The 884-nt window shown below is 59.0% G+C and carries 1 protein-coding gene and 1 pseudogene; both read left to right on the top strand.

Annotated elements, in window-relative coordinates:
• The coding region (locus GYA94_RS26575; RefSeq protein ID WP_161893444.1) for an extracellular solute-binding protein at positions 1-538 on the top strand (538 nt) is incomplete at its 5' end.
• Between the two features lie 159 nt (positions 539-697).
• Positions 698-884 (top strand): annotated as a pseudogene (locus GYA94_RS26570) (polyamine ABC transporter substrate-binding protein); the annotation flags it as partial.

Here is an 884-nt window from a genome sequence, read left to right as displayed (position 1 = left end):
GCACTACCTGGGCCTGCCGACCGACAGCACCAAGAAAGAAGACCTGAAGGCCGCCGAGGACCTGTTCCTCAAGATCCGCCCTTCGATCACCTACTTCCACTCGTCCAAGTACATTGGCGACATGGCCAACGGCAACATCTGCGTGGCCGTTGGCTACTCGGGTGACCTGGAGCAGTCCAAGGCCCGTGCCCATGAAGCCGGCGACAAGGTCAAAGTGGACTACGTGATTCCGAAAGAAGGCGCCGGTACTTTCTACGACATGGTCGCCATCCCCAAGGATGCCGAGCATAAAGACGCTGCCTACCAGTTCATGAACTTCCTGATGCAGCCGGAAATCATGGCTGAAATCACCAACGCCGTGCGCTTCCCGAACGGTAACCAGGCCGCGACCCCGTTGGTCGACAAAGACATCACCGGCGACCCGAGCATCTACCCGCCTGCCGACGTGAAGAAAAAGCTGTACGCGATCGCCGCGCCTGATGCTTCGGTACAGCGTGTGATCACCCGCAGCTGGACCAAGATCAAATCGGGCAAATAAGCCCGGTGGCAGTACCTCCGGGCCGGTAAATGCCGGCCCAGAGGCTTTGAAAGGCAATTGTTCATTGCGGCATCGAAGCTGCGAAGGTAAGTTGCGCGCCGGTTTTGCGTGTGCGGCAGCATTGTCGCTACCCAGGCACTGATTGTGAGGACCACCCACTTGTCTATTTCTGTATTCCGCAAGGCCTTGCTGGCCGGCGCGGGCCTGACGCTGGCATGCAGCGTCCAAGCGGCGCCAACGGTGCACTTCTATAACTGGTCCGACTACATCGGCCCGACCACACTCGCGGACTTCGAGAAAGCCACGGGCATCAAGCCCGTGCAGGATGTGTTCGACTCCAACGAAA

The organism is Pseudomonas juntendi (assembly GCF_009932375.1).
In the GTDB taxonomy this organism is placed as follows: domain Bacteria; phylum Pseudomonadota; class Gammaproteobacteria; order Pseudomonadales; family Pseudomonadaceae; genus Aquipseudomonas; species Aquipseudomonas juntendi.
This window is presented reverse-complemented; position numbering and strand designations above follow the sequence as displayed.